Annotated in this window: 14 protein-coding genes and 1 pseudogene; 4 read left to right on the top strand and 11 right to left on the bottom strand. The window is 72.8% G+C overall.

Annotated elements, in window-relative coordinates:
- Positions 1 to 343 precede the first annotated feature (343 nt).
- Complete coding sequence (locus AB0G35_RS06435) at positions 344 to 1,867, bottom strand: glutamate synthase subunit beta (protein WP_360944577.1); 1,524 nt, start codon at positions 1,865 to 1,867, stop codon at positions 344 to 346.
- 392 nt (positions 1,868 to 2,259) lie between these two features.
- Between AB0G35_RS06435 and asnB the strand changes: the two genes are divergently transcribed.
- Both asnB and AB0G35_RS06425 read left to right on the top strand, forming a co-directional pair.
- Positions 2,260 to 4,104 (top strand): asparagine synthase (glutamine-hydrolyzing), encoded by a 1,845-nt coding sequence (gene asnB / locus AB0G35_RS06430; RefSeq protein WP_360944574.1) that lies wholly within the window; start codon positions 2,260 to 2,262, stop codon positions 4,102 to 4,104.
- A 50-nt stretch (positions 4,105 to 4,154) separates the two neighbouring features.
- Entirely contained in the window at positions 4,155 to 4,601 is a 447-nt protein-coding gene (locus tag AB0G35_RS06425; protein ID WP_360944571.1) for a MarR family transcriptional regulator, read from the top strand.
- Between the two features lie 252 nt (positions 4,602 to 4,853).
- On the opposite strand, the gene AB0G35_RS06420 is transcribed toward AB0G35_RS06425, so the two are convergent.
- From AB0G35_RS06420 to AB0G35_RS06400, 5 genes are all read right to left on the bottom strand, one after another.
- Positions 4,854 to 6,536, bottom strand: coding sequence for a CocE/NonD family hydrolase (locus AB0G35_RS06420; protein ID WP_360944568.1), 1,683 nt, complete (start codon positions 6,534 to 6,536; stop codon positions 4,854 to 4,856).
- 112 nt (positions 6,537 to 6,648) lie between these two features.
- A complete protein-coding gene (locus AB0G35_RS06415) occupies positions 6,649 to 7,740 on the bottom strand; it encodes a hypothetical protein (RefSeq protein ID WP_360944566.1) in 1,092 nt (363 codons plus the stop codon).
- 71 nt (positions 7,741 to 7,811) lie between these two features.
- Positions 7,812 to 8,690 (bottom strand): glutathione S-transferase C-terminal domain-containing protein, encoded by an 879-nt coding sequence (locus AB0G35_RS06410; RefSeq protein ID WP_360944563.1) that lies wholly within the window; start codon positions 8,688 to 8,690, stop codon positions 7,812 to 7,814.
- A gap of 618 nt (positions 8,691 to 9,308) precedes the next feature.
- Entirely contained in the window at positions 9,309 to 10,220 is a 912-nt protein-coding gene (locus AB0G35_RS06405; protein ID WP_360944560.1) for a hypothetical protein, read from the bottom strand.
- Positions 10,221 to 10,319: 99 nt separating this feature from the next.
- On the bottom strand, positions 10,320 to 10,793 hold the full coding sequence (locus tag AB0G35_RS06400; protein WP_360944557.1) for a MarR family transcriptional regulator: 474 nt from the start codon (positions 10,791 to 10,793) through the stop codon (positions 10,320 to 10,322).
- 176 nt (positions 10,794 to 10,969) lie between these two features.
- Between AB0G35_RS06400 and AB0G35_RS06395 the strand changes: the two genes are divergently transcribed.
- Complete coding sequence (locus AB0G35_RS06395; protein WP_360944554.1) at positions 10,970 to 13,018, top strand: serine/threonine-protein kinase; 2,049 nt, start codon at positions 10,970 to 10,972, stop codon at positions 13,016 to 13,018.
- 256 nt (positions 13,019 to 13,274) lie between these two features.
- Positions 13,275 to 14,300, top strand: coding sequence for a CPBP family glutamic-type intramembrane protease (locus AB0G35_RS06390; RefSeq protein ID WP_360944551.1), 1,026 nt, complete (start codon positions 13,275 to 13,277; stop codon positions 14,298 to 14,300).
- A gap of 110 nt (positions 14,301 to 14,410) precedes the next feature.
- Here the strand turns inward: AB0G35_RS06390 and AB0G35_RS06385 are convergent.
- The 5 genes and pseudogenes from AB0G35_RS06385 to AB0G35_RS06365 all read right to left on the bottom strand — a co-directional run.
- Positions 14,411 to 14,923 (bottom strand): annotated as a pseudogene (locus AB0G35_RS06385) (cell filamentation protein Fic); the annotation flags it as partial.
- On the bottom strand, positions 14,898 to 15,512 hold the full coding sequence (locus AB0G35_RS06380; RefSeq protein ID WP_360944548.1) for a hypothetical protein: 615 nt from the start codon (positions 15,510 to 15,512) through the stop codon (positions 14,898 to 14,900). The pseudogene AB0G35_RS06385 and the gene AB0G35_RS06380, both read right to left, overlap by 26 nt.
- 179 nt (positions 15,513 to 15,691) lie before the next feature.
- On the bottom strand, positions 15,692 to 16,492 hold the full coding sequence (locus AB0G35_RS06375; protein ID WP_360944545.1) for a class I SAM-dependent methyltransferase: 801 nt from the start codon (positions 16,490 to 16,492) through the stop codon (positions 15,692 to 15,694).
- Entirely contained in the window at positions 16,489 to 17,757 is a 1,269-nt protein-coding gene (locus tag AB0G35_RS06370; protein ID WP_360944542.1) for an MFS transporter, read from the bottom strand. Before AB0G35_RS06370 ends, AB0G35_RS06375 begins: the two co-directional genes overlap by 4 nt.
- Before the next feature lie 9 nt (positions 17,758 to 17,766).
- The gene (locus tag AB0G35_RS06365) at positions 17,767 to 22,224 is read right to left on the bottom strand and encodes an aminotransferase class I/II-fold pyridoxal phosphate-dependent enzyme (RefSeq protein WP_360944539.1); all 4,458 of its coding nucleotides are present in this window, start codon (positions 22,222 to 22,224) and stop codon (positions 17,767 to 17,769) included.
- Positions 22,225 to 22,562 lie beyond the last annotated feature (338 nt).

Here is a 22,562-nt window from a genome sequence, read left to right as displayed (position 1 = left end):
CCCTACGGGACGCCACGCCCCCTTGCATGCCCCAACGTCCACCCCCACCCACCGCATTCCCACCCCCAACGGGAGGGGACGGGCCGGAGGGGCCTGGTGTGTGGACGTAAAGCGAAGCAGTCCACACACCAGGCCCCGGAGGGCCGTCACCGCACCCGACAACCACCCGCCCGCCGCAGGCGCCACGGCGAGACGCCCCACGGCGGGACAGCCGACAACGTACGCGGCACCGCACAGCGCAGCGGAACGGCGAGACGCCCCACCGCGGGACAGCCGACAACGTACACAGCACCGCCAAGCGCAGCGGAACCGCGGGAAAGCCGACCACGTGCCTTCATTGGGGTCACGCCACGAGCGGGCGATCGTGGGCCCCCACCGGTGCCGGCAACGTCGTGGTGCCGGTCAGGTAGCGGTCCGTGGCGGCTGCCGCGGCGCGTCCCTCGGCGATGGCCCAGACCACGAGGGACTGTCCGCGGCCCGCGTCGCCCGCGATGAACACGCCGTCGACGGTGCCCCCGGCACCTTCCGCACCCCCGACGCCTTCCGCGCCCTCGGCGCTTCCCGCGGCGAAGGCGGCGTCCCGGGCGTAGTTGCCGCGGTCGTCGAGCGCGAGCCCGCACTGCGTCCGCAGACCGCTGTCCCGTTCCGGGCCGGAGAAGCCGAGGGCGAGCAGGACCAGCTCCGCCGGCAGCACCCGTTCGCTGCCCGGCAGCGGGCGCCGGGCCCGGGGTTCGACCTCGGTCAGGTGGAGCGCGCACACCCGGCCCGAAGGGTCACCCTCGAAGGCCAGGGTGGCGGAGGAGAACAGCCGCGGATCGGTGCCCGCCCGGCCCCGGGCCTCCTCATGGGCGTGCGAGATCCGGTAGACCTTCGGGTACGTCGGCCAGGGCTGGGTGTCCGTCCGTTCGCGGCCCGGTTCGGGATTGATGTCCAACTGCACCACGGAGGACGCGCCCTGGCGCAGTGCGGTGCCCAGACAGTCCGAACCGGTGTCCCCGCCGCCGACGACCACCACGTGCCGGCCCTCGGCGGTGACCGGCGGCGTGGCGTAGTCGCCCTCCACCACGCGGTTGGCGAAGGTCAGGTAGTCCATGGCCTGGTGGATGCCGGCCAACTCGCGGCCGGGCACGGGGAGTTCGCGCCGTTCGCCGGCGCCGACGGCGATGATCAGCGCGTCGTGCCGCCTCCTGAGCTCACGGGCGTCCAGTTCGCCGCCGACGTCGGCTCCGGTGCGGAACTTGGTGCCCTCCGCCTGCATTTGCTCGATCCGGCGGTCGATGTGGTACTTCTCCATCTTGAACGAGGGGATGCCGTAGCGCAGCAGCCCGCCGAGGCGGTCGGCGCGTTCGTAGACGACGACGGTGTGGCCGGTGCGGGTGAGCTGCTGCGCCGCGGCCAGCCCCGCGGGGCCGGAGCCGATGACGGCGACGGTCTTCCCGCTCAGCCGGTGCGGCGGGTGCGGCGGTGCGTAGCCGCGCACCCAGATTTCGTCGGCGATGGCCTGCTCGACGTTCTTGATCGTCACCGGATCGGCGTTGAGGGCCAGCACGCAGGCCTCCTCGCACGGTGCCGGGCACAGCCGCCCGGTGAACTCGGGGAAGTTGTTCGTGGCGTGCAGCCGCTCGGCGGCGGCCCGCCAGTCGCCGCGCGAGGCGTACGCGTTCCACTCGGGGATGAGGTTTCCCAGCGGGCAGCCGTTGTGGCAGAACGGTATGCCGCAGTCCATGCAGCGCCCCGCCTGCTCGGACACGAGCGGGAGCAGCGCCTGGCCCGCGTAGACCTCGTGCCAGTCGTTGAGCCGCTCCTCGACGGGTCGCGGCGGAACGGGCCGCCGCGGTGTCCTGAGGAATCCGTATGGGTCGGTCATGCGCCGCCTCCATCGCACTTGCGGCGTTCCGGCCAGCCTACGCCTGCCGTGTGCCGCTTTCACCGGACGGCGGGCGGCGGGCTGCGGCGCCGGTCCGCCTGGTGCCGTGCGCGGTGTCCGGTCCGGGTAAAACCTTCGTCGCCTTCCCGTATGGGGCAGCCCCTCCGTTTCCCGGCCAGCTGGTGGCTGTTGCGCGTAAAGCCGCAGGTTGCAGGGGGTTTCGCGGGGATTTCGGGGCCCGTGGGCCGGGGGCGTGGCTTGTTGTGAGCGGGTTGACGGGGCCGCTTCCGAGGCACACGCTCGTTATATAGGTGCTCGATACAACGGATCTCCGGGGCGGGCGCTCCGCATCGGGCGCGGCGTCCCCGGGGAGCGGGTGAGGAGGACATGGCATGTGCGGCATCACCGGCTGGATTTCCTTCGACCGTGATCTGCGTTCCGAGCAGGAGACCGTGGACGCGATGACCGAGACGATGGCCTGCCGCGGGCCGGACGACCGCGGCACCTGGGTGCAGGGGCCAGCGGCCCTCGGACACCGCCGGCTCGCGATCATCGACCTGCCCGGTGGACGTCAGCCGATGACCGCCGAACGGGCGGACGGGACGCCGGTCGTCCTCGTGTACTCCGGTGAGACCTACAACTTCGGCGAGCTGCGCGAGGAGCTGGCCTCCCGGGGCCACCGGTTCAGGACCGGCTCCGACACCGAGGTCGTCCTGCGCGGATATCTGGAGTGGGGCGAGGCGGTCGCCGAGCGGCTCAACGGGATGTTCGCCTTCGCGCTCTGGGACGAGCAGCGGCAGCGTCTGATCATGGTCCGCGACCGGATGGGCATCAAACCCTTCTACTACTACGCCACGCCGGACGGTGTGCTGTTCGGCTCCGAGCCCAAGGCGATCCTCGCGAATCCGCTGGCACGGCGGGAGGTCGGTCTCGACGGGCTGCGCGAGCTGTTCGCCTTCGTGAAGACGCCCGGCCATGCGATCTGGGACGGCATGCACGAGGTCGAGCCCGGCACCGTCGTCACCGTCGACCGCAACGGGCTGCGCCGGCAGGTCTACTGGTCGCTGCGCACCCGGCCGCACGAGGACGACCGGGACGCCTCCGTCGCACACGTCCGCGCCCTGCTCGACGACATCGTCCGCCGGCAGCTCGTCTCGGACGTGCCGCGCTGCACCCTGCTGTCGGGCGGTCTGGACTCGTCGGCGATGACCGCGCTGGCGGCCCGCCAGCTGTCCGCGGCGGGCGAGACGGTCCGCAGCTTCGCCGTCGACTTCGTGGGCCGGACCGAGCACTTCGTGGCCGACGAGCTGCGCGCCACGCCCGACACCCCCTATGTGCACGACGTGGCCCGGGCCGCCGGTACCGAGCACCAGGACATCGTGCTGGACTCGTCCGCGCTGGCGGATCCCGACGTCCGCGCGGAGATGATCCGTGCCCGGGACGTGCCGATGGGGCTGGGCGATATGGACGCCTCGCTCTACCTGCTGTTCAAGGCGATCCGCCGGCATTCGACGGTCGCGCTGTCCGGGGAGTCGGCCGACGAGGTCTTCGGCGGCTACCGGCAGTTCTTCGACGAGGAGGCCCGGCGGGCCGACACCTTCCCCTGGCTCGTGCGGCACGCACAGGACTTCGGCGACGACGGCGACATCCTCACCCCCGGCGTCACCCGGGCCCTGGACCTGGGCGCGTACGTGCAGGACGGCTACGACTCGGCCGTCAAGGACGTCGAACGGCTCGACGGGGAGAGCGACTTCGAGTTCCGGATGCGCACGGTCTGCTATCTGCACCTGACCCGTTTCGTGCGGGTGCTGCTCGACCGGAAGGACCGGGCGAGCATGGCGGTCGGGCTGGAGGTGCGGGTGCCGTTCTGCGACCACCGGCTGGTCGAGTACGTCTACAACGCGCCGTGGTCGCTGAAGTCCTTCGACGGCCGGGAGAAGAGCCTGCTGCGCGAGGCCACCGCGGACCTCCTGCCGAGGTCCGTGTACGACCGCGTCAAGAGCCCCTACCCGTCCACCCAGGACCCGCAGTACGCGGTCGCCCTCCAGCGCCACGCCGAGGAGCTGCTGTCCCGCGACTCGCACCCCGTGTTCGAGATCGTCGACCGCGAGTGGCTGCGGCGTGCCGTTCGGCACGACGCCCCGCAGATCACCCAGGCGTCCCGGCGCGGTCTCGAAAGGACACTGGATCTGGCGCTGTGGCTGGACATGTACTCCCCCACGATTACGCTCGCCTGATCAGCGGGGCGTGATCGGTAGCGGGTAACGGGCAGCGCGAGGAGCCGGCGATGGCAACGGGTGAGGACGCGGTACTCGGTGCCGACGAGGTGCTGCAACTGGTGATCACCCTGCACCGGCTGATCCGCAGTCTGCGCCGGGCCGCCACGGAGGGCAGCATGCAGCTGGGCCAGCTCGCCGTGCTGGCCCTGCTCACCCAGCGCGGCCCGGCCCGGATCGGGGAGATCGCGGACTGGGTGCCCTGCTCGCAGCCGACCGCCACGGCCACCGTCCTGGGTCTGGAGTCCGCGGGGCTGGTCCGCCGTGATCCCGACCCGTCGGACAGGCGCGCCAGCCGCGTCCGGCTCACCGAACGCGGCAGCGCCGCGCTGGCCGATGTCGCCCGCGGCGAGGCCGAGGCGCTCACCCGGCGCCTCGGCTCGCTGCGCCCCGACGAGGTCCGCCGGCTCGCCGAGGTGGAACCGCTGCTGCGGCGGCTCGCCGAGGCCGGGGACTGAGACCTGTGGGAGGGGAGCCGCTCCGTGGCCGGCCCCGGGGCGGGGCGCGGTGTCACCGGACGGCAGGCCGAAAGGACCCGGGAGACAGACGGCCGGCCGGCCCGGTGACGGCCCGCAGCAACCCTTGCATCCTGCAATTCTCGATGCCACGCACCACGCGCACCCGGATCAGGGTTGCTCCCAACGGCCCGCAGTACGAGGCCGCGGGCCGTCGGCTGCCCGTACGTCCGGCCCGTACTGCGGCGGGCCCGGTCAGCGCAGGGGCAGTGCCAGTTCGGCCGGATCGGCCGCGGTGGAGACGAAGGACACGCTGCTTCCCCGTGGCGTACGGCCACCGTACATCGGGTCCTTGGTGTCCAGGACCAGCGCCAGCCGGTGCCCGGCGGGCAGGTCGTAGGCGGTGGTGAAGAGGGAGACGTCGAGCGGGAAGGCGCGGCCCGGCTTCTTGCCGGACCAGCTCTGCGGGGCGTGCGAGATCAGCTTGCCCACGCCCAGCGCGTTGACGTCGTAGAGATAGCCGAACACCGTGCCCTCCGGTGCGGCGGCAGTGACCTGTGTGTGCACCCGTGCGGCGCCGCGGAGGTGCTGCGCCGATCCGTAGGGCGCCGACTGCCAGACGGCGGCCGAACTGCGGGGCAGCAGGGGGACGATGACGGTCGGGGGCAGGGCGGCGACCTGGTCGAGCACTCCGGAGAGGAGGGCGATGCCGCCGTCCGCACCCGAATCCGTGCCGCCGACGACGGACTTCCGCCAGCCGGCTGCGGCGGTCGTTCCGCCGAGCGCGCCGGTCTGCAGCGGGCCCGGGCCGCCCAGACGGAGGTGGGCGGTACGGGAACTGATGGCGCGCCAGTCCGGGTAGCGCTCGTGGTTGCCGTTCGGCCGGACCTCCAGGTCCACCGACTGCCGCGGACCGCGGCTGCTTCCGCTGCCCTTGAGGTGGTGGTCGAGCCAGCGGCGGGCGCTCTTCCAGGTCGGGTTGTCCAGGCCCAGCAGGCTCGTCAGCTCCTGGGTGGCGTGGTCGCCGGGGCGGAGTTCGAGCTGTTTGGGGCCGGTCAGCCGCTGGTAGAACGCGGTCAGCTGGCTGGGGTTGAAGAAGCTGTCGCCCCAGGCGTGGGCGAGGAAGACGGCCGTGCCGTGGGCGTTGATCCGGTTCACGTAGGTGGCCGGGGACCTGGTGTCCGCCCAGCGGACCACCTTGGGCATGTCCCGGCCGGCGAAGAGGTCGGCCAGCATCCGGCCGTACTCGGGGCTGCGGCGGCCGGTGGGCGCCTGGATGGCGGCGAGGAGGGCGGCCGCCTGGAGGTGCCGAGTGCCGCCGCTGTACAGGGAGTTGGTGAGGTCGCCCCAGCCGCTCATGGCGGCGACCGCCTTGATGCGGGGGTCGAAGGCGGCGCCCATCAGGGTGAGACCGCCGCCGAGGGAGAGCCCCACCATGCCGATGCGCTGCCGGTCGGCCGGGGTGTGGGCGAGGGCCCAGTCGATGACCGACGACACGTCCGAGACGTCCTTGGGTCCCGCGACGTCGACCTCACCGCCGGAGCGCCAGAAGCCGCGCACGGTGTACGTGACGGCGAGGTAGCCGGCGGCGGCCAGCTGCTTGCCCTGGGCGAGGTACTCCAGGTCGTTCTGCCCCCAGCTGGCCGGCTGCACGACGAGCGGGTAGCGGCCCTTCCGGTCGGCGCCGGGTGTGCCGGGGGCGGGGGTGAACACATCGGCCTTGAGGACGGTGCCGTCCTTCATGGGGATGTCGGCGAGCCGGAACGCGGGGTGGGCGAGCTGCGCGGTGGCGGCGGGCCGGTGGCCGGCGGCCGGCGCCGCCGACGCGGGGCAGGTGGTGAGACTGCCGCCGAGTCCAAGTGCCGTGACGAGTAAGGCGGTTGTTGCTCTGCGCCGGCGGCCGTGCGGTCTGCGGGAGGTACGCCGGGATCGCGCCATCGATGCTCCATCGGAAATCTGACCGCCGTGCCACGGTGACACCCATCCGGTTGCGGTGGAGGAGAGCGTACGGGCGCATGATCGGGCCCCGGGAGACCATGATCAGCCAAACTTACTCACTGGTAACTGGGCGCCGGTCGACGGGGGTGAGCGGGGTACGGATGGTCACCTCCCTGCGGCGGGTGCCGGACCAGGGGGCCGGGACCGCCTCGATGTCGCGGGCCAGGCGATAGGCGAGGGCTTCGTAGTTGACCCGCCAGCCGCGGAAGTGCGGCCATGCCTCCTCGGGGGAGCGCTCCATCGGATACCCCTGGGCCGCCATCCGCTCCACGCCCCGCAGGAAGTCCTCGTAGGTCAGCTGCAACGCGTCGTCCGGGTGCGGGTCCTGGTCGTAGGAAATGCCCTCGATGGTGGCGATCTCCCGCAGGCAGACGAAGCCGGCGCGCAGCGCCATCCGGACCTCGGCCTGCGGCTGGGAGGGATTGAAGGCCAGCCGCAGGGCCGCGGCGTCCATCACGGACAGCAGGGCGATCAGCCAGTTGCGGGTCGCCTTGGGGGACCGGAAGTGGATCAGGATCGGGTACGTCGTGTGGCTCTCGCTCACGCCTGCGCTCCACCGCTCCCAGGTGCGGAACAACTCCGTGAGGCTGCCGAGCAGTTCCACCTGTGCGTAGCGGGCCAGGATCTCCGGTCCCCACGGCGGGCTGCCGGCGCGCGCCTGCAGCAGCGTCACCTCGGTCTCCCGGCTCTGGTAGGCGCCGTAGAGGGCGGGCAGATAGCCGACCTGGAGGCCGATCACGATCGGGCCCGTGACGGCGGCGGCGAAGTCGATGGCGTTCAGCGTCGCGCGGTCACCGCTGGCGAAGCCGAGTGTGAAGAGCGAGGAACCGGACTCGGTCAGCGCCTCCCTGGCGCCCAGCCGGCTCACCGCCGCCTCCAGCAGGGCGTACCCGACCAGGAAGCAGCCCAGCCAGGCGATCAGGGTGGCGACGATGGCCAGCGGCGCCATCGGGGCGAGCACCCGGTCCTTGGCCTCCGCGCTCGGCAGACGGTCGGCCAGCAGCCGGAACGGCCGGTGGACCAGCCGCTGGACGATCCGGCCGAGGCCGGACGGCGTCGGCCGGGGGATCACCAGCGAGTGCAGCACCGAGGAAAACACCCCGAGCACGATGACCGCACCGGCGATCCCCAGCAGTACACGCACCTCGTCCGCTCCTTTCCGGCCCCCGGCCGCTTCGACGAAGGAAGCGTACGTGCGGGGTCCGGGCGGCGGCGTCAACCCCTGGGTTGAGTCGGGCACGAGGAGGGGGCCACGGGGAGGTGCGCCGCCCATTCCACGATCTGCACCGCCGCCCCGGCGGCCTCCCGCCCCCGGCAGCGGGCGTGGTGCCGGCGGGCGATACCGTCCAGGTCGAGGTGGGAGCCGACGGCGGGCAGCGCGGCCAGCCGGCGTGCGTACGCCCACAGCCGACGGTACCCGGCGATGCGGTGCACCGCGGTGGCGTCCAGATGCCAGCGATGGACGGTGTCGAGCTGCACCAGCGACACCCACACGTGGACGTCGGCGAGGGTGAGTTCGCCGCCGCGCAGGTGGTCCCGGCCGGCCAGCCGACCCTCCAGCGCGTCCAGTGCCCGGAACAGGGTGTCCAGTGCCTCCTGGTGGCCGCAGCTGCCGATGCCGAGCCGGCCGGCGCGCTGCGCGGCCTCATGGAGGTCGTGCTCGCAGAGCCGGGCGACCTCCTCGATGTCGTCGCGGGCGTGGGCCGGGTACAGCTCGGGACCGTCGCCGCGGAACTGCTCGGCCAGGTCCCGCAGGATGTCCGGCGCGTGCGTACTGACGATCCGGCCGGTCCAGCCGTCGCTGAGGACCGGGGCGGCCGCCGGGCCGGGGTGCTGGTGCGAACTGGCCTCGTACAGCGGGCGCAGGGCGGCGTATTCGCCCTCCCGGCCGTCGGGGACGGCCGGCAGCAGGGTCACCGGGAGGGTCCCGCCGAGACCGAGCAGGCCGTGCGTGACGGCGATTCGCAGGGACTGCGGACAGGACGGCGTCAGATGCAGGCGATAGCGGTGCGGCACGGGGTAGTGGCCGCTGCGGGCGTCACCGCCGATCCTGCCGCGGAGGGAGGGGACGACGGTCGGGGGCGGGGCGGACATACGACTCCCTGGGATCCGGGTGCTCTGAAGGGCGCGGAAGGGGTGCGGAAGTGGCGCAGGACGTACGGCCGTACGGCGGCGGCACGACGTGCGGAGACAGGGCGCGGCCGGGCCGCTGCCCACCGGCTCACCGGACCGCCGTCTGCCGGTCTACCGGTGGCGGCGGAGGCAACTCGCCGCGCTGCAGACGCGCAGCAGATCGATGTGGCGACGCGACGTCAGAAGGGGGAGCGGCTGGATCGCGCCGTCCGCGCGAGCGATGACCAGCCCTGCATACCCCATGATGTCCCACCTGTTCGCCAGGGTTCCCGCCCTTGAGTGTCGAGGCGCGGCCACGCCGCGTCAAGAGACTGTCCACGGCCGTGGGGGCGTATGCGTCCGGGCCGCAGACCCCCGCGAACCGCCGGTGCCCCGCGCGCCGGCGCTGCGGCCCGGCCTCACGTCAGGGTGGGGCCCGTCTTCAGGGTGGCCTCCGAGCTGTTGCCCGCGTTGATCTCCAACTCCCCTGGTTCGAAGCGAAATGCGCCGCCCGGCGTCGTCGGCGACGGACCGGCGTCGGGTCGATGGGTGGAACACGAAGCGCGCGCAAGGGGGGCTGCTGATGCACGAGGGGTACGGTCACGGGCCGGGCAGCAGGGTGCTCAGCGGCTGGGCGGCCGCCTGGGCAGCGGGCCGGGAGACGTACAGGGCCGCATGGAAGCGGCCGAGGCTCTCCTTGCCTGACGGATCGTCACCGGCCGCGGTCACCGCGGCGACGGCGTACCTCTGCTCGTCGGCGTCGGTGAACCGGCGTTGCGGATAGGTCCGGGTGTCGTCCCTCTCGGTGGCCAGGCCGAGCCGGGCCAGACCGTCGGCGATCGGCCGGTAGGAACCGGTACGGAGCACGAAGGCCGCCACCCACGGCAGCTCCCGGCCGCCCTCCCCCGCCGCGTCCTCCTCCAGCAGTACGCGGAAGGTGCGGGCGGAAAGGAAGCTCGCGCCCCCGGTCACCGTGATCAGCCGCAGGCCGTGCAGGGCCCGGCGCAGTGCGGGGCTCGGCTCGGCGGTTTCGAGGTTCTCGGCGAACGCCGCGTCCAGCAGGCCGACCGCGCGGGCGTACCCGACGGCCGGTGCGGCGATGTCGATGCCCACGACGCGCACCGCGTCGGGGCGGCGGCGCGCGGCGTAGAACTCCCGGTCCCGCTCGATGAGTTCGGCGGTGGTCAGGCCGGCGGCCCGGTTGGAGGTGTAGTGGGCGGCGAGCTCCGCCAGGGTCAGATCGTGGTTGAGCAGGGCGGCGTTGATGCCGTACGAGCAGCAGAGGTCCAGGACGGTGGCGGGCTGCTCGCCGGCGGCGCGGTCCTGCGGGGCGGCGGCGACCGCGGCCCGCAGGAGACGGCGGAAGACGCCCTGGGCGTGATGCGGCGTCCGGTAGTCCAGCGCGCCCAGCACGCGGAAGTACGAGCGCGGGTCCGGCTGGTCGTAGAGGTCGTCGAAACGGGTCATCCGTGCGGACGAGCCGGAACCGCCGTCGTGCTGTGCTGGGGCCATCGGATGTCTCTCCTCGCACCGGGAATCAGGGCGTGCGCGGCACCGGCCGCGCACCGTCATCCGGTGGCGGGCGGTCGGCGACGCCGGAGAGCACAACGATCACGGGAGATCACCGTTGCCGCCCAGATTGGCGACCATGCGGCGCAGGACGTCGATGGTGGTCACGAAGTCGGCCGTGTCGATGCCGTCGTGCGTCCGCCGGTGGACCCGCAGGTTGCGCTCGTGTGCGCGCAGCCGCCCGGCCTCGCCCGCCTCGGTCAGCGTCATGCCTTCGGCGTCCTCGGTCAGCCACGCCCGGGCGATCAGGTCGTCGTACACGGCGTCGAAGTCGGTGCCGAGGTCGTCATACGGGCCGAGCCGCTCGGTCAGCGTGGCGCGGGTCCAGGTGCCGGGCGCGCCGGCCACGTGGTTGAGGGTCCACCAGTGCGGCTGGGTGAGGTCCTCCACGGCCAGTTCGGCCCGCAGCGCACCGACCACCCGGCGGTACGCCTCTCCGGTCCACGCCCCGATGGGCTGGGCGGCCAGTTCCTCCTGCGAGTAGCTCTTGAGTTCCACGGGCCCCTTGTCTGCCATGGTTCCGTCGTCCCTTCTCGGGGTTCCTGTGCGCCTTCGGTTGATCGACGACCCACCCACCGTAAAACCTCAAGTCGACTTGAGGTCAAGGTGGGCAGACGGTTTCGACTTCCTCAACTCCCTTCCGCATGGCACTGTTTGACCAGTGCTATGGCAGGGGGACCAGGGGGCACGGCATGACCGGTATCGGAATCAGGCCGCTCGGCGACGACCCACGGCGGCTCGGCGACTACCGGCTGCTGGGGCGGCTCGGTGCGGGCGGCATGGGGCGGATCTATCTGGGGCGGTCCACGGCCGACGGATCGCTCGTCGCCGTCAAGACGCTGCTCGCCGAGGGCGCGGTCAGCGACACCGACCGACGGCGGTTCGCCCGCGAGGTGGCGCTGGCCCGGCGGATCGAGAGCCCGTTCACGGCGCGGGTGCTGGATGCCGATCCGGACGCCGCACAGCCGTGGATGGCGATCGAGTACATACCGGCGCCGTCGCTGTCCGAACTCGTCCGCAGCGCGGGCCGGTTGCCCGGTACGGCCGTGCGCTGGATCGCGGCGGGGACGGCGCAGGCGCTGGTCACCCTGCACGACGAGGGCATCGTGCACCGCGACGTCAAACCGCAGAACATCCTGCTGCCGCTGTCCGGCCCGCGCCTGATCGACTTCGGCATCTCGCACGCCTACGACCTGACCCGCACCTCGCTGACGCTGGGCACCATCGCCTTCACCTCGCCCGAGCAGGCCCGCGCCGAGCCCTCCACCGCGGCCTCCGACGTCTACTCGCTCGGGGCGACGCTCTTCCATCTCGCCGTCGGCCGCCCGCCGTACCCGGAGACCGGCGACATGATCCGGCTGCTGGCCGTCGTCCAGCGCGGCGACCTCGATCTGACCGGGCTGCCCAAGGAACTGGGCTCGCTGATCCGCCCGTGCCTGGCCATCGACCCGGCCGAGCGGCCCCGGCCCGCCGACGTCCTGCGGGAGTTCCAGGAAGGGCTGGAGCGGGTACCGACCTCGCGCCGCGCCGAACGCTGGCTGCCGCCGCGGTGGACCGCCCTGATCCAGGAGTACGAGGCGCAGGGGCGCCGACTGCGTGAGGAGGGCGGTGCGGAGGCCCCCACCCTCGACGCGCGGACGCGCGCGGTGCCGCCGCCCGGGCCCACCCGTGTCTACACCGAGCAGCGCGAGCGCGCCGCCGCACCGAAGCCGAAGCCGAAGCCCACGCCGAAACCGGAGCCGAAGGCGAAGGCGAAGGCGGCACAGCAGAAGCCCACGCCGGCGCCGAAACCCAGGCCCGCTCAGCCCAAGCCCAAGCCGAAGCCCGTACAGGCGAAGCCCACACCCGGGCCCGCACCCGCCTCGACACCGGCACCTGCGCCGAAGCCGGCGACCACCTCCGGTGGCAGCTCCTCCGGTGGCAGCTCCTCGTCCGGCGGCTGCGGCTGGCTGGTGCTCGCCCTCATCGCGTTCACGGTGTTCTTCTGGCAGCCGTGGAAGGCCGCCGAGACCTCCGGCTCGTCGTCCGGTTCGTCCAGCAGCGCCTCGGGGAGCTCGTCGAGCGGCACGTACACCAGCGGCGGGAGCGGGCTCGGCTCCGGGCTGAGCAGCGGGACGTCGAGCGGGACGTCGTCCAGTTCCTCGGGGATTTCGGCGGGAAGCTCGTCGGGGAGTTCGTCGAGCGGGTCCTCCAGCGGGTCCTCCACGAGCGGTGGGAGCGGCGGCGTGCCCACGCCCGTCGCCTCGACCCGCACGCCCGGCCCGGTCGACCAGGCCTTCGCGGCCGTGCGGGCCGGTGACTGCCTGGACGCGTACCAGGACGGCTACGGGAGTTGGAGCCGTACGGTGCCGCTGCGGGTCGGCTGCGGGGCGGCCAACGCGTATCTGCGGGTGAACCGGGTCGCCGGCTCCGGGACCTGCCCGTCCGGCGGCGGTCGCGGCGGCTGGTGGCACTCCGCCGAGGACTACTCCACCGTCAACCTGTGTGTGGAGCGGCAGTTCCGCAACGGCCAGTGCTTCCTCGCCAAGGCCAACGGCAACCGGCCCGGCGGCGCGAACCTCCTCACCCTGTGGAACTGCAGCGCCGACAAGGTGCCACGGGGCTTCAACTTCATCATGCAGATCACGGCCGTCCTGTCGGCCTCGGCGGGCACCAACGCCTGTCCGGCCGACCCCGGCCACTACCGCTACTCCTGGAACGTCTACGACGGCCGGACGATGATCTGCGCCAAGGTCGCCTGACCGCCGCCACCCACCCGGTTCCGTCGCCGCCGCCCCTCCGGCGGCTCCCGTTCCGACGGCTCCTGCGGACGGCTTACGACCGCCGCACCACGGGTGACCGCCGGGGGATGTAGCTCCCGGCGGCTCCGGGTCGTCCCGCAGGAGGGTTTGCCCGGGCGTTCGCGGGATGCCCGCCCGGGTGCCGCTTCACCGCCCGGGGCGCGGGCATCCGTACGTCCCAAAGACACCGCCGGGTTGTGAAGGGAGCGCGAGAGGGATGGCCAGGGCTTCGGAGACGGAGAGGGACACGAAGAGCCGGAGGAGCGCGGCCGCGGGGGCGCACCCGGCGGTGTCGGGGCGGGGCGCGTGGGGGCGGGCGGTGCTGGGCGGCGCGGTGATGGCGGTCGCGCTGGGGGCGGGCAACGCGCTGGGGGAACGGCTGGTGCGGGTGCTCGGTGCGGACGGCTGGGCGCGGCAGTTGCTGCCCGCCGTGTTGGTGAGCGTGCTGGCCGTGGGCGGTGTACGGGCGTTGCGGTCGGCCGGGCGGTGGGCGGGGCGCGGCCGGCTGGGGGCGGGGCCGCCGGCCGCGGCCGTACGGGCCTTCCTGGGCGGGCTGGCCGTCACGGTGTCGTGTGCGGCCTTGGTGCTGGGGGCGGGCACGGCGGCCGGGTGGGTGCGGTGGTCCGGGCTCGACCCGGCGGCGTTCGGGGCGTTCTTGACGGGCAATGCGCTGGTGGCGCTGCTGCTGGAGGCCCTGCCGGAGGAGACGACGCTGCGCGGGCAGGCCTGGGCGGCGTTGCGCGACCGGTTCGGCGGGGTGGTGTCGGCGCTGGGGACGACGGTGGTGTTCCTGCTGGTGCCGGCGGCGTCCACGGTGGTGCAGGCCGGTACGGCCCGGCTGGTGGGCGGGGACCCGTCGCCGGTGGGCCCGGCTCCGGCCGGGCAGGACCCGTGGGCGTATCTGGTGCTGCTCGCGGTGTTCGGGCTGACGCTGGTGGCCGCCCGGACCGTGCCGTGCCGCGCGCCGCTGTGGACGGCGATCGGTACGCATCTGGCGTTCCTGAGCGTCAACCGGATCGTGTTCGAGGGGCGCGAGCGCGCGGCGGGCTGGTCGGCGAGCGTGGGCCCGGCGCACGCCGCGGTCCTGGAGCTGGGTTATCTGGTGCTCACCGCGGCGGTGTTCGTGGCGGCGCGGTGGCTGTCGGGCCGGCTCCGGGCGCGGGCCGCGCGGCGCTGGGTCGCCCGGGCCAGGATCCCCACCAGTACGGCCAGGTCGGCCGCGCCCTCGGGGTCGTCGGCGTAGCGGGTGGTCTGGAGGGGCCCCACCTCGTCCAGGGCGACGCCTTCGCGGGCCAGGACGAAGGTGAGGGCGAGCAGGGCGGCCCGGCCGTTGCCGTCGGTGAACGGGTGGTGGAAGGCCACGTCGAGGTAGGTCCGGGCGGCGCGGGCGGGCAGCGGCACGCCGGGCTCGTCGCTGTCGGCCAGGCAGCGGGCGAAGTCCGCGCGGGTGTGCGGGGTCAGCGGGTAGCGTTCGCGGCCGTTCTTCGCGTGGGCGTCGCCGGTCCGGAACGGTGCGTCGGGCGTGCCGAGGACCCGGCGCTGCCAGCCGGCCAGTAGGTCGAAGGTGAGCGGGCCGCCGCCGGCGGCGTCCGCGCGGGCCAGCGCGTAGGCGGACCGCAGCCGCCCGGCGCGGTCCGGGTCGCGGCGGCGGACCGGGCCCTCGCACCAGGCGGTGAAGCCGTCCGTGGCCGGGACGAGGGGGCCGGTGACCTCGTACGCGCCGGTGTCCGCCCAGTCGACCCGCGCCCTGGCACGGCGCCAGGCGGCGGTCGCGTCGGCGGCTGCGGCGGGCGGCTCGGCGCCGTGAGCGGGGGCCGGAGCGGGGGCGGGCGGCTCCGCGTCAGTGGCGGGAGTACCGGCGGTCATGGAAGTCCTCCAGGTGGGCGTGTTCCCGGTGGTCGCGGTAGGGCGGCCGGCCGGTCAGTCCGACGGCCAGGTCCTCACCGACCGAGTCGATCAGCGTCGGGCCGGGCGTGACCCAGCTCCGGAACCGCCCGCCGATGGCCGCCTCCACCGCCGCTCCGGCCGCCGCCGGGTCCGTCCCGCTCGCGGTCAGGAACCACTCCAGGGCCAGCCGGCACTGGCCGTGCCAGCCGCTCTCCCCGCCGGTGCGGTCGAGCACGAGGGTGACCAGGCGGATCGCCGCCCGCTCCAGGTGCCAGCTGCGCTCCTCGGGGGTCGCCTCGGGTGACGGCGCCAACTCCCGGAATCGGGCGGCGAGTTCCTCCAGCCAATCCCGCCACTCCAGGAGGGCGGCGACGGCCCGGGCGGCGGTCTCGTCGGGGGTGCCCACCGAGACGGGCCCGCAGCACCAGCTGCCGACCACTCCCCCGGCCTCGCCGACGGTCCAGTTCCAGTGCCGGGCCCACGTCCCGTAGCGCTCCAGGAAGATCCGGTGGATATGGCGCTCGCACCGGCGCTCGCCCTGCCACCACCCGTCCATGCCGGACAGCACCGGCGGTACGTACTCCTTGATGAGGGCGGTGACGGCGGCCTCTTCCGCCGCGTCGAAGGTGAACGGATGGCGCTGCGGGTCGAGTTCGTCCCAGGTCAGCGGGCGCGGCGGGGAATACGGCTCGGGCGGCTCGGTGGACGTGGCGGGCTCCAGATGCGGGGATCAGGACAGTTGACCGATTATGCCCGGTCGTCCCGCACGCCCGCCTCCGCTTTTCCGTCCGGTGCGACCGTGCGGGCGCGCAGCAGCACCATGCCGGTGTCGCCGTAGTCGGGGCGGGTGGGGTCGGGGCCCACGTGAGTGAGGGTCAGCTCGTCGGTGTACGGGCCGAACACCTCGCGGAGGGTGGTGGCGTCGACCGGGCAGCCGGGCCATTCGGGGGCGGTGCCGATGCGGTAGGTCGGCATGTTCTCCATGAAGGAGGCGACGAGGTGGCCGCCCGGGCGCACCGTGGCGAGGTAGATCCGGCAGAGCTGCGCGAACTCCTCGAAGTCCTCGGTGATGCTCTCGGCCACGAAGTTCATCGACGCCAGCTCGTAGCGGCCGGCCGGCAGGGCCCGGACGTCGTCGTGCAGCACCCGGACGCGGGCCAGGGCCTCGGTGGCGGTCGGGGGCAGCGCGGGGTCCAGCTCGCGGCAGAAGGCGTAGAACGCCTGCCAGCTCTCGTCGGGGCCGTGGCTGAGCTGGCCGGTCAGATAGGCGACGTTGGCCGCGCTCCGCTCGACCGCGTCCACCTGCCGGCAGGCGGCGCCGGCCAGCATCAGGGGGTAGAGGTTGGGGCCCGCCCCGAATTCCAGGGAGCGGGCGATGCTGCCGGGCGCGAACCGGCGGTAGAAGGCGGAATGGTGCCGGATGACGGCGGCGTCGCAGGGGTGGATCTCGCGGTAGTTCTCCGCGAGGTAGTCCAGGACCGGCCAGTGGTCCCAGTCGGCGTCGTCGTTGCGCAGGGGACCCGGTGCGTGCTCGGCGGGCTCGTTCATGTGCCCTCTTTCGCGGTGCGGGGCGCACCGTCCCGGTCCACCGAGCGTACGCCCGGCACGTAGAGGAAGACCAACGTGACGACGGCGCCGAGGACACCGGCGCCGATGAGGGTCGCCCGGACGCCGGCGGCGGCCGCGACCGGTGCGGCCAGGGCGTAGGACAGCGGCAGCAGGGAGATCGACACGAACCATTCGACGCTGGAGACCCGGCCGAGCAGCGCTCCGGGTACGAGCCGCTGTTTCGCGGTGGCCCAGGCGACCAGGCCGGCGGTCTCGAAGCCGTTGACCGCGGCGCAGGCGGCCGCCAGCTGCCAGGAGTGGGTGGCCAGGCCGTACCCGGCGACGGCGAGCGTGGCCAGCGTCCAGGAGACGTACACGAAGGTGATGAACCTGTTCGGCACCCCGGTCTGGCCGACGGCCAGGGCGACCAGCACGGACGCCAGTCCGCCGCAGGTGAGGACCACGCCCAGGTCCGCGGCGGAGCCGTGCAGGCCGTTCTTGACCAGGTAGGGCAGCAGCACCTCGGCCGGGCCGAGGAAGAGCAGATAGGCGAAGGTGGCGGAGACGAAGGTGGCCCAGAGCCAGCTGTTGGCGCGGACGTACGCCAGACCGCTGAGCAGGTCGGCCCAGAGCGATCCCCGGGCGCCGGCCGGTGGCGGCTTGGGGTGGATGCACAGCAGACAGCCGACGGACACGGCGAAGGTGAGGGCGTCGAACGCGAACGCCCCGCCGGTGCCGATGCCGGCGACCAGGATGCCGCCCAGTGCGGTGCCGCCGATCTGCACGGCGGCCGGGCGGACGAACTGGTCGAGGGCGTTGGCCTGGACGAGTTCGGACTTCAGCACGAGGGTCGGCACGACGGCGTCGTACGCCGGCGGGAAGAATCCGGCGGCGCCGCCGTACACCATGACCACGACGATCAGCTGCCACAGCTCCAGGGCGTCGCCGAGGGCCAGCGCGGTCAGCGTGACCAGGCAGACGAAGCGGACGAGGTCGCTGATCAGCATGGTGCGCCGGCGGTCGAAGCGGTCGCTGACCACACCGCCGAGCAGTACCAGGGCGACCTGTGGCACGGCCCGTGCCACGCCGACCGCGGACATCGCGCCGGGCGACCCGGAGAGGGTGTAGACCTGCCAGGCCAGTGCGACGAGGAGCACCCCGTCGCCCACCAGCGAGATGCTCATCCCGAGCCACAGGACCCGGAAGTCGCGATGCGCGAGCGGGGTGAGCAGCCGTACCCGGCGGGCCCGGCCCGCATCCTCCATGACGCGCATTCAGGTCCTCTGCCGCAGTGCGAACCGCTCGGCCAGGGCGGAGAGCGTCTCGTTGAGCCGGCCGATGTCCTCGTCGGTGTTGGCGGCGGTGATCTGGATGCGGATGCCCACCCGGTCGCGCGGGACGAGGGGGTACGCCGCCAGCGTCACATAGATGCCGTGCTCCCACATGAACACGCCGACGTCGCCCAGGTCGGAGTCGTGGGCGAGCGGCAGCTCGATGATGGGCAGTCCGCTTTCGTTGGGGGTCTCGATCCCGAGCAGGTAGAGGTGGTCCAGGACGCGGGCGGTCTTGCGGTGCAGGGAGGCCCGGACGGCGTCCCCGCGCCGGTCGTTGACGTCGAGGCCGGCGAGCGCGGTGGCGAGCGACGCCGTGGGGGACGGGCCGGAGTACAGGTACGGCGCGGCCGCGACCTTGAGGTGGTTCTTCAGCCAGGTCGGCAGGGCCAGGAACGCCAGCAGCGAGGAGTACGCCTTGGAGAAGCCGCCGACCAGGACGATGCCGTCGTAGCTCTCGCCGAGGTGCCGCACGATGCAGTTGCCGCGGCTGCCGTAGGGGGAGGTCTCGTCGGTGCGGCGCTCGCCGATGATCCCGAACCCGTGCGCGTCGTCGATGTAGAGCAGGGCGTCCCGCTGCCGGCAGATGCCCGCGAGCAGGGGCAGGTCGGGGAGGTTCCCGGTCATGCTGTCGACGCCGTCCAGGCACACCAGGCGGGAGGCCTTGGCCGGCGCGGCGCGCAGCAGGACCTCCAGTTCGTCCGGCCGGTCGGCGTGGAAGCGCTGCACGGTGGCGCCCTGGCCCCGGGCCACCAGGCATCCGTCGTAGACCGTGCGGTGGGCCCGGGCCTCGACGAAGATGCGTCCCTCGCCGCCGAGTGCCGGTATCACGGAGGCGTGGATGAGGGTGATGGTCGGGAGCAGCAGGCTGTCCGGGGCGTGCAGCAGTCCGGTGAGCCGTTCTTCGATGTCGGGGTAGAGCCGGGGGTTGCCGATCAGGCGTGACCAGCTGGGGTGCGTGCCCCAGCGGCGGACCTGCGGTTCGATGGCGGCCATGATCTCGGGGTCGAGGTCGAAGCCCAGGTAGTTGCAGGAGGCGAAGTCGATGAGCCAGTGGTCGCCGCTGCGCAGGTGCCGGCCTTCCACCTCGTCGATGACCGCGTCGCACATGGGGTTGTTCTGTCGCAGGCGTTCGAGCTCGCCCCACCGCGGGTCGCGGCGTGCTCCGCCGGTTGTCCTCAGTGCCTTGTGCACGTGATCCTCCTCCGCCCCGGACCGGCGGGTGCCGGTGCGCTGTGGGTCTGAGGGTGCGGTGGCCCGGCGGGATACCGGGCCGGTCGCCGCGCTGCCGGCCAGGGACGGGGTACGGCGCTCGGCCGTGCTCCGCAGCAGCTGTTCCGCCTGGTCCACCGTCATCGGGCGGGCGAACAGATAGCCCTGCCCGAACCGGCACCCCATGGCCAGGAGCCGGTCGCGTTGCACGTCCTCTTCGATGCCTTCGGCAATGACCTGCAGACCGAGGGTGTCGGCGATGCGCACAATACCCTCGACCAGGGCGACTTGCTGGGTGTCGACACCGATGTCGTCGATGAACGACTTGTCCACCTTCAGCAGGTCGATAGGGAATTCCCGGAGGTAGCTGAGCGACGAGAAGCCGGTGCCGAAGTCGTCGATCGCGATGCGCACCCCGAGGTCCTTGAGCTCCCTCATCACCGCGCGGATCTGCTCGTCGGAATGCATCAGGACGGTCTCGGTCAGCTCCAGTACGAGGGAGCCGCGGGCCACTCCGGTGGCGCCGAGGACGGCCCGGACCTCGTCGAGGAATCCGGGGTCGCGGAACTGGCGGGCGGAGACGTTCACATTGATGTGCAGCGGGTCCGCCCGGGGCATCTCCCGCTGCCAGCGGGAGAGGTGGGCGGTGGCCTGCTCCAGCACCCAGGCGCCGAGCGGCATGATGTGCCCGGTCTCCTCGGCGAGCGCGATGAACTGATGCGGTGTCACCGCGCCGCGCCGGGCGTGCGGCCAGCGGGCCAGCGCCTCGAAGCCGGCGAGCGCGCCGGTGGCGATCTCCACGATGGGCTGGTAGCGGACGTCGAACGCCTCGGCGTCCAGCGCACCCTCCAACCCGGCCCGGAGTTCGTGCCGTTCGACCATGCCGGTGTGCAGCACCGCCTGGTAGCGGCGCCACTGTCGCTTGCCGGCGGCTTTCGCCGCGTACAGGGCCAGGTCGGCGTGGCCGAGCAGTTCCTCGGCGTCGGCACTGTCCCGGGCGGTGGCGATGCCCACGCTGGCGGAGGTGCTGACCATCTGCTCGGAGAGCCGGAAGGGCTGGTTGAGGTTCTGTACGACCTGTTCGCCGAGTGCTTCGGCGTCGGCGGGCTCGTGCGCGCCCTCCATGAGCACTCCGAACTCGTCGCCGCCGAGGCGCGCCGCGGTGTCGCTGGCCCGCAGCGTTCCGGTCAGCCGTCGGGCCACCGCGACCAGGAGTTCGTCGCCGACGGAGTGGCCGCTGGTGTCGTTGACGACCTTGAAGTCGTCGAGGTCGATGAAGAGGACGCAGGTGACGGTGCCGCCGCGGCGGCCGCGCAGCAGGGCGTGCTCGATCCGCTCCAGGAGGAGCAGTCGGTTGGGCAGGCCGGTGAGCGCGTCATGGAAGGCGCGGTGGGTGAGTTCGCGTTCGAGTTTGCGCTGTTCGGTCACGTCCCGGAGTGTGAGGACCAGGCCGTTGACGGTCTGGTCGTGCCGGAGGTTGCTGCACCGGGCCTCGACGTCGATATGTGCGCCGTCGCGGTGCAGCACCTGCCAGTCGTCGCGGCTGTCCTGGCAGTCGCGGTCGCGCATCCGGGCCAGGGCGCGCCGGGCGCGTTCGCCGTCCTGGTCGGTCATGAGCTCGGCGAGCCGCATGCCGTTGAGCGGGGTACGGCCGAACATGCCCTCGGCGGAGGGGCTGGCGTAGCGGATGGTGTTGTCGTCGTCGAGGATGAGGATGACGTCCGAGGTGTTGTGGACGAGGGTGCGGAAGTAGGCCTCGCTGTTGCGGCGGTTGATCTCCTGGCCGAGCGCGACGCGTTCCATCGCCAGGGCCGCCTGCGAGGCGAGGGTCTCGACGGAGGCCCACCGTTCGGCCAGGTTCTTCTCGTTGCCCGCGACGATCAGGGCGCCGATCAGGGAGTGGCCGGCGGGCCCGTTGCTGACGGCCAGGGGGCACAGCAGCGCGCTCGGCAGGGGGGCGAGTTCGGCGGCGGGCTCCGCGCCGAGGTCGGCGACGGGCACGATCTGCGCCTCGTGGTCGAGGAACCGGGAGCGCCAGGCGTCGGCCGGCTCGTCCTGCCAGTCGACGGTCCAGGTGTGCGGCTGTGCGGCGGTGGGCACGGCGTGCAGCCGGCTCTCGCCGGGGGCGAGGGTCAGCAGTGCGACCTCGTATCCCTGGTCGGCCCCGAAGAGCGGTCCGGCCGCTCTGCGGATCGAGTGGGCGATCTCCTCGACGCCGGAGGCGGAGACCAGCGCGGCGGCCGCCACCCGCAGGCCGCGTTCCCGGGTCACGGCCATCAGGTGCACCACGACCAGGCCCGACAGCCGGGCGAACACGAGCAGGAAGAGCACGGCCGAGAAGACCGCGATCACCGGCACGTCGTGCAGGTCGCCGCGGACGGCCTCCTGGATGAGCAGCACGGGTGCGATGAGCGTGGCCAGCGCGAGCACGACGAGCCGCCGGGGGTGGATACCGGCCTGCCGGACGGGGGTGCGCTCGGTCAGTTCCACCATGGACGGGTGCAGCGCGGCCAGCCCCCAGGCGGTGAAGAAGACCACCCAGCCCAGGTCCATCGGCGTGCCGACCTGCCAGACGCCTTTGAGCTGGAGGAGCCCGTACAGGACGTCGGAGAAGAGGATGCCGAAGGTGCCCAGGGTGAGGAACTGGACGGCGCGGGTGTGTACGGAGCCGGGCGTCAGCAGCCGGGCGAGCATCGCCAGCATCAGCACGTCGCCGAGCGGATAGGCGATGGAGATGGTGCGCTGCACCCACGTCATGTCGGGGGCCGTGGTGTACGGGTTGATCAGGTAGTTCCAGGAGAGCAGGGCCAGCCCGGACGTCAGGATCATCGCGTCGAGCAGGCTCGCCACGTCGCGGCCGGTCCTGCGGTAGCGGATGAAGCCCAGCAGCCCGGCGGCGAACAGGGGGTAGGTCGCCAGGTAGAAGACGTCGGCGAGGGAGGGGAACGGGTTCTGCTCGTGCAGGAAGCTGTTGAGGATGTTGTACGTGGTGTCACCGGCGGTGAAGGCCACGTTCGCGGCGGCGAGCAGCAGCCAGGGCCAGGCGTGGGCCGGCCGGTGCATGCGGATGCCGGCGATGACGGCCCAGACGCTACCGAGGACGATGGCGGCCCAGGTGATGGTGTGTGCGGCGGGCACCGTCAGGTAGACCACCGTGGGCGGGATCACCAGGATGACGTACACGGTCATCAGGCGGTGTATGCGGCTCAATGCGAACCGCCTCCTCGCGTGACCGGACGGTCGCCAACCGTCCCTGCGGGGTCAATCCGTACGCATTTTGATACTATGTCCGCTTTTCTTTGTATGCATGACGGCGAGCGTCATTGGCATATGCCAATGGCATAGCGGCAGGCAGCGGCGTCCAGCTCACCGGGCGCGCAGCCCGTTCCGTCCGCACCCCGAGACCCCGGACCGGCTCGCCGGGGAAGAGCACCTCGCGCTGCTCGGGCCGCAGCTCGGGCAGCCGCTGAGCTGCGGCCCAGCGGGGCGAACACGGCCGGTTTCGCCGTGGGGTGACGATTGCTCGG

This window comes from Streptomyces sp. NPDC021749 (assembly GCF_040640655.1).
GTDB lineage: Bacteria > Actinomycetota > Actinomycetes > Streptomycetales > Streptomycetaceae > Streptomyces.
Note: the sequence above shows the minus strand (reverse complement) of the source record. Positions and strands in the feature narration are given on the sequence as shown.

Coding starts and splice junctions, on each gene's coding strand:
- AB0G35_RS06435 (WP_360944577.1), bottom strand. CDS start 1,867: ATGACCGACCCATACGGATTCCTCAGGACACCGCGGCGGCCCGTTCCG.
- asnB (WP_360944574.1), top strand. CDS start 2,260: ATGTGCGGCATCACCGGCTGGATTTCCTTCGACCGTGATCTGCGTTCC.
- AB0G35_RS06425 (WP_360944571.1), top strand. CDS start 4,155: ATGGCAACGGGTGAGGACGCGGTACTCGGTGCCGACGAGGTGCTGCAA.
- AB0G35_RS06420 (WP_360944568.1), bottom strand. CDS start 6,536: ATGGCGCGATCCCGGCGTACCTCCCGCAGACCGCACGGCCGCCGGCGC.
- AB0G35_RS06410 (WP_360944563.1), bottom strand. CDS start 8,690: ATGTCCGCCCCGCCCCCGACCGTCGTCCCCTCCCTCCGCGGCAGGATC.
- AB0G35_RS06405 (WP_360944560.1), bottom strand. CDS start 10,220: ATGGCCCCAGCACAGCACGACGGCGGTTCCGGCTCGTCCGCACGGATG.
- AB0G35_RS06400 (WP_360944557.1), bottom strand. CDS start 10,793: ATGGCAGACAAGGGGCCCGTGGAACTCAAGAGCTACTCGCAGGAGGAA.
- AB0G35_RS06395 (WP_360944554.1), top strand. CDS start 10,970: ATGACCGGTATCGGAATCAGGCCGCTCGGCGACGACCCACGGCGGCTC.
- AB0G35_RS06390 (WP_360944551.1), top strand. CDS start 13,275: ATGGCCAGGGCTTCGGAGACGGAGAGGGACACGAAGAGCCGGAGGAGC.
- AB0G35_RS06375 (WP_360944545.1), bottom strand. CDS start 16,492: ATGAACGAGCCCGCCGAGCACGCACCGGGTCCCCTGCGCAACGACGAC.
- AB0G35_RS06370 (WP_360944542.1), bottom strand. CDS start 17,757: ATGGAGGATGCGGGCCGGGCCCGCCGGGTACGGCTGCTCACCCCGCTC.
- AB0G35_RS06365 (WP_360944539.1), bottom strand. CDS start 22,224: ATGACCGTGTACGTCATCCTGGTGATCCCGCCCACGGTGGTCTACCTG.